Here is a 5,245-nt window from a genome sequence, read left to right as displayed (position 1 = left end):
TTAAATCTCAATCCTTGTTGGGATGAAGTGCCGCACGAGCTTCGCGTGCAGTCTGCGCATTCCGAGATTGCAGATGAGGTGTCGCCACTTAGAATTTGAAATGCCGAGGCTTTTCGCACCCGAGAATTCAGGCGAAGCGCTTCAGATCAAGAATGTGGTTGATGTCTCATTTCTTCGTTCCGGATGCAAAGACCGGACGTCGCGAAGAAACTGAATGAACGAGCAATGCTTCGATCGAAATAAAAGGCGAGACCGCGTTTTCGCGATCTCGCCTTTGTATAAGGACAAGCCTTAAGAATTTGTGTCGCAAGTGCGAAGTGAGTTTGAAGCAAGCGCGACGGACACATCTCTCACCCTCTCCCCTTGTTGTGGGAGAGGATAAACAGCATCAGTTCTTGCTCTTGTCCACCAGCGCGCCCTTCTTGATCCACGGCATCATGTCGCGCAGTTTCTCGCCGACCTGCTCGATCGGGTGCGCGGCGAGCTTGGCGCGGGTCGCCTTGAACGAGGTCTGGTTGACCTTGTTCTCCAGCATCCAGTCGCGGGCGAAGCGGCCGGACTGGATGTCGGCGAGCACCTTGCGCATTTCCTTCTTCGTCTCGTCGGTGATGATGCGGGGGCCGGTGACGTATTCGCCGTATTCGGCGGTGTTGGAGATCGAATAGTTCATGTTGGCGATGCCGCCTTCATAAATCAGGTCGACGATCAGCTTCACCTCGTGCAGGCACTCGAAATAGGCCATCTCCGGGGCGTAGCCGGCCTCCACCAGGGTCTCGTAGCCGCCCTTGATCAGTTCGACCAGGCCGCCGCAGAGCACCACCTGCTCGCCGAACAGGTCGGTCTCGCATTCCTCCTTGAAGGTGGTCTCGATGATGCCGGCGCGGCCACCGCCGATGGCCGAGGCATAGCTGAGCCCCAGGTCATGGGCGTTGCCGGAGACGTCCTTCGCGATCGCGATCAGGCAGGGCACGCCGCCGCCGCGCTGATATTCCGAGCGCACGGTGTGGCCAGGGCCTTTCGGCGCGATCATCAGGACGTCGAGATCGGCGCGCGGATCGAGCAGGTTGAAATGGACGTTGAGGCCGTGAGCGAACACCAGGGCCGCGCCCTTCTTCATGTTGTCGTGGAGATGCTCGCGGTAGATGTCGCCCTGCAGTTCGTCCGGGGTCAGCATCATCACGAGGTCGGCCCATTTCGCGGCCTCGGCGACCTCCATCACCTTGAAGCCGGCGCCTTCCGCCTTCCTGGCCGAGGCCGAGCCCTTGCGGAGCGCAATCCCCACCTCCTTCACACCGGAGTCGCGTAGGTTCAGCGCATGGGCATGGCCCTGGCTGCCATAACCGACGATGGCGACCTTCTTGCCCTTGATCAGGTTCAGGTCGGCGTCGCGATCGTAATAAACACGCATGGTCGTTTCCTTGAGTAGGCCGAAAATCGGCTGGTTAATCAGGCTGTTAGATGAATGGCAGCGGAGGCGCCGTAAACTTTCCGGCGCTGTCTAGAACATTTTCGCCAGGACTGGAAACCCGTTTATGCATGGCGCGATGCGGCATCACGATTCCATAAAGACCGGAATGAGCGAGGCAAGCAGCAGGGTCGCCATGATGATGTTGAACGTCCGCACCATTCTGCGGGAGGACAACAGCGGCCGCAGCGCACTGCCGAACATCGCCCAGGTCAAGCAGGAGAAGGTGCCCAGGATCAGGCTGATCGCGACCTGCAGCGCAATGTTCCAGGGAAAGGCGGCAATCGCGGCATAGGCGGTGATGGTCGAGATCACCATCACCCAGCCCTTGGCGTTGATCCACTGGAACATCGCTGCGCCCCAAAAGGTCATCGGCCCCTTGCGGCGGACGCCGCCCTCCTCCGGCTTGACCGGCTCGGCCATGGCAATCGCGGCGGCGAGATAGACGAGGTAAGCGACGCCGCCCCACTTCAGGATGGTCTGCAGGATCGGATAGGCGAGAAAGACGGTACCGAGCCCCACGCCCACCGCGCCGACCATGAAGGCGAAGCCGATGGTGATCCCCGCGATATGCGGCAAGGTCGGGCGGAAACCGTAGGTCAGGCCCGAGGACAGGAGCATGATGTTGTTCGGTCCGGGCGTGAAGAACATCACGATCGCGAACACGACAAAGGCGAGCAGGAGCTGATGCGACATGGCTTGTCCTCACGCGGTCTTCACGACCGTCTTCTGCGGACGCTTGGCGAACAGCATGATGGCGATGCCGCCGATCACGGTGAGCATGCCGGCGAGCCGGAGCGTCCCGAATTTTTCGCCGAACACGATGCTCGAAGCGCCGGAACCGACAAACGGCACCAGCAGCGCGAACGGCACCACCTGGGCCGCCGGATGGTCGCGCAGGAGCCGGCCCCAGAGCCAATAGGCGATCGAGGTCGAGAGGCCGCCGACGAACAGCATGCAGGCGATGCCGAGCGGCGACAGATGGATGAGCGCCTGAAACGTCCCGCGCGGCCCCACGGTCATCAGCGTGAGTGCGAACAGGGGAATGGCGGAGCAGAGGCACAGCCAGGCGAACAGGTCGAACATCGCTGCCCCCCTCGCCGGCCGCAGCAAGAGGTTGCCGATCGCGAACGTGATCGGCGAGATCATCAGCACGGCGAAGGCGCCAACGGAAAAATCATAGCCGACGGTGCCGCAGATCATCAAAAGGCCGATGGTGGCGATCGCAATGCCCGCGCCTTGCATCGGCGTCGGTATCTCGCGGAAGATGATTGCGGCGAAGGCGATGGTGAACAGCGCCTGGCTCTGCACGATCACGCTGGAGAGGCCGACCGGAACGCCACGCGCGATCGCGATCGATTGGGCGAGGAACTGGCCGAGAAACAGGGTGAAGCTGATCGCGATCAGAAGCGGCCATGACACGTTCGGCTTGCGTACGAACAGGCACGGCGTTGCGGCGATGGCAAAGCGCAGCGCGGTCATGAGCTCCGGCGGCAATTCGTCGAGCGCGATGCGGCTCGCGACAAAGGCAAGCCCCCAGATGACCGCCACGAGGACGGCGATGCAGACGTCGGCCGGCTTCATTTTCTTGTTCTAGTTGTTCCAGCCTCTCCTAGCCCTGGCCACCCGGTTTCTGGAGCAGGTAGGTGCCGTGCATGGGCGCGTGATAATCCGCCGAGACGAGCGTAAAGCCGACCTCGGTCAGCATGCGCTCCATCACCCAGCCGAAGGTGGAATACTCGTCGCGCATATGGGTGACGACGCTGTCGCGGACGAAATCGTGATTCTTGATGTGGAAGTCGGCCCATTGCTCGACGCTGCGCTCGCTTCCATCGGGCATGCTGACGAACACGATGTCGCGCAGATAGAAATTGGCGCCCGGCTTCAACGCGGCATGGATGCGCGACATCGCGACCGCCTTCCAGAAGTCCGGCAGGTGGTGCAGCGTGAACTCGCTGACGATCAGGTCATAGGAATTGGGCTGGTAGGCGAAGCTCAGGAGCCCCGCCGATTGCATGCGCACCGGCGCGCGGCGGTCGCGCGCATACACTTCGGCGAGCCTGAGCATCGCCGGCGAAATATCGACCGCGTCGACCTCGGCGCCCATCAGCGCGGCTTCGGTCGCAAGCACGGCATTGCCACAGCCGATGTCAGCGACGCGCCAGCCCTTCTGAACACCCAGCATGGTCAGCGCGGCGCGGGCGCGCCGGTCGCTGTCGTCATGGCGGTCATAGATCGAGGCGACCACGGGCTCGAGCCCGATCCGACCGCGTTCGTTGTAGTACCAGTCGCGCGCCAGCATGGTTCACATCCCTTCGGGCCCGCGCCCGATCGCGGCAACGCCGGTGCGGGACACCTCGACCAGGCCAAGCGGGCGCATCAGGTCGATAAACTGGTTGATTTTCGCGGTATTGCCTGTGATCTCGAACACAAAACTCTCGGTGGTCGCGTCGATCACCCGCGCCCGGAATGCATCGGCCAACCTCAGCGCCTCGACCCGGTTGTCACCCTTTCCCTTCACCTTCACCATCGCAAGCTCCCGTTCCATGGAGCGGCCGGTGAGCGTCATGTCGACCACGCGGTAGACCGGCACCATGCGGTCGAGCTGATGCTTGATCTGATCGATCACCATCGGGGTCCCCGTGGTGACGATGGTGATGCGCGAGAGATGCTTCTGGCTCTCGGTCTCCGAGACCGTGAGGCTGTCGATGTTGTAGCCGCGGCCGGAGAACAGGCCGATCACGCGCGCGAGCACGCCGGGCTCGTTCTGCACGAGCACCGACAGCGTATGCGTTTCGTTCGGATCGTGGCGATCTTCGAGGAAATAGGCGGATGCGGGCTGGTTCATTCTGGTCCCCCTGGAGCTCTTACGCCGCCCGCTCTTGCGAGCCGGCTGTCGCTTCCGACCCGACCCAGCGGCGAAACAGTTCGAAATCGATATTGCCGCCGGACAGGATCAGCCCGACGCGCTTGCCGCGCAGTCGGCTCTTCTCCTGCAGCGCGGCCGCAAGGGCCGCGGCGCCCGCACCTTCGGCAAGGTTGTGCGTGTCGGTCCACAGCGCGCGGATCGCGGATGCGACCTCCGCGTCGGTGACCTGCACGATGCGGGAAGCGCGCTTGCGGATGATCGCCAGCGCGTCCGGCTCCGGAATGCGGGTCGCCATGCCGTCGGCGAGCGTGTTGGAGGTTTCCGTCGTCACGACCGAGCTTGCTGCAAACGACAGCGCATAGGATGGCGCCAGCGTCGATTGCACGCCGACGATCTCGGTGCGCAGGCCCAACAGATCCCTCACCCGAATGCAGCCGCAGATGCCCGAGCCGAGCCCGATCGGCACATAGAGCACGTCGAGATCACGTTCCACGTTCAGCAATTCGAGCGCATAGGTTGCGACGCCCAGCACAAGGTCCGCATGGAATGACGGCACCATATGCAGGCCGGAGAGCTGCGCCCGCCGTTCGGCCTCCTCCCGTGCGGCCTGGAAATCCTCGCCATGCTCGACGAGCTCGGCGCCGAAGGCCTTCATCGCCCGGTTCTTCTCGACTGAATTGCCATGCGGCACATAGATCACCGCAGGCACACCGTGCCGGCTCGCCGCGAAGGCAAGGCTTTGCCCATGATTGCCGCGGGTGGCCGAGATGATGCCCGGCACATTCGGCTGCTCGCGCTTGAGCCGGTCGAGATAGACGAGCCCGCCGCGCACCTTGAAGGCGCCGACCGGCGTGTGGTTCTCATGCTTGACGACGACCTCGGTCCCGAGCCGCTCCGCGAGCAGCGGCCAG

Annotated in this window: 6 protein-coding genes; all 6 read right to left on the bottom strand. The window is 63.0% G+C overall.

Translation table 11 applies throughout. The annotated features are described in order from the left end of the window. Positions 1-388 precede the first annotated feature (388 nt). Entirely contained in the window at positions 389-1,408 is a 1,020-nt protein-coding gene (gene ilvC, locus VKR55_RS27935; RefSeq protein ID WP_324408516.1) for a ketol-acid reductoisomerase, read from the bottom strand. 144 nt (positions 1,409-1,552) lie between these two features. Then, entirely contained in the window at positions 1,553-2,161 is a 609-nt protein-coding gene (locus VKR55_RS27930; protein WP_324408514.1) for a LysE family translocator, read from the bottom strand. A gap of 9 nt (positions 2,162-2,170) precedes the next feature. After that, entirely contained in the window at positions 2,171-3,049 is an 879-nt protein-coding gene (locus VKR55_RS27925) for an EamA family transporter (RefSeq protein WP_324408512.1), read from the bottom strand. A 28-nt stretch (positions 3,050-3,077) separates the two neighbouring features. Further along, positions 3,078-3,767, bottom strand: a complete 690-nt coding sequence (locus VKR55_RS27920) for a class I SAM-dependent methyltransferase (RefSeq protein ID WP_324408510.1) — start codon at positions 3,765-3,767, stop codon at positions 3,078-3,080. Between the two features lie 3 nt (positions 3,768-3,770). Continuing rightward, positions 3,771-4,313: an acetolactate synthase small subunit gene (gene ilvN / locus VKR55_RS27915; RefSeq protein ID WP_324408508.1), complete on the bottom strand. Its 543-nt coding sequence runs from the start codon at positions 4,311-4,313 to the stop codon at positions 3,771-3,773. A gap of 19 nt (positions 4,314-4,332) precedes the next feature. After that, the coding region (locus tag VKR55_RS27910; protein ID WP_324408506.1) for a threonine dehydratase at positions 4,333-5,245 on the bottom strand (913 nt) is incomplete at its 5' end.

This window comes from Bradyrhizobium sp. (assembly GCF_035309285.1).
Taxonomy (GTDB): domain Bacteria; phylum Pseudomonadota; class Alphaproteobacteria; order Rhizobiales; family Xanthobacteraceae; genus Bradyrhizobium.
The sequence above is the reverse complement of the archived record's forward strand: the minus strand, read 5'-3'. Positions and strand labels throughout refer to the sequence as shown.

Excerpts from the sequence above, each read along its gene's own strand:
- ilvC (WP_324408516.1), bottom strand. The coding sequence starts at position 1,408 with ATGCGTGTTTATTACGATCGCGACGCCGACCTGAACCTGATCAAGGGC.
- ilvN (WP_324408508.1), bottom strand. The coding sequence starts at position 4,313 with ATGAACCAGCCCGCATCCGCCTATTTCCTCGAAGATCGCCACGATCCG.
- VKR55_RS27920 (WP_324408510.1), bottom strand. The coding sequence starts at position 3,767 with ATGCTGGCGCGCGACTGGTACTACAACGAACGCGGTCGGATCGGGCTC.
- VKR55_RS27925 (WP_324408512.1), bottom strand. The coding sequence starts at position 3,049 with ATGAAGCCGGCCGACGTCTGCATCGCCGTCCTCGTGGCGGTCATCTGG.
- VKR55_RS27930 (WP_324408514.1), bottom strand. The coding sequence starts at position 2,161 with ATGTCGCATCAGCTCCTGCTCGCCTTTGTCGTGTTCGCGATCGTGATG.